The organism is Alteromonas alvinellae (assembly GCF_902705805.1).
On the sequence record NZ_CACSIH010000083.1, the window covers coordinates 1 to 218 of the forward strand.

General features: G+C 36.2%; 1 pseudogene. It reads left to right on the forward strand.

The features are described from left to right. Window positions 1-201 (forward strand): annotated as a pseudogene (locus tag ACX5KA_RS05420) (formyltransferase family protein); the annotation flags it as partial. Between the last annotated feature and the right edge of the window lie 17 nt (window positions 202-218).

Below are 218 nucleotides of genomic sequence, written 5' to 3' on the forward strand. Positions count from 1 at the left end.
GGGCACTTTGGGATTCTTATTTCGTTAGATAACGCGTTATATATCGCAAATGATGTCGAAGTCACAACTTTCAGTCACGATTTCACGTGCGGTAGCATAATCTTTGAGGATGCACTAATTAAAAGCATTGCTATAAATGATGGCTATGTTGTACTTTCTAAGCGTAGTTTAAGGCTATATGAATCAAGAGTACTAAACTAGTTGATTACGGCTTTAAT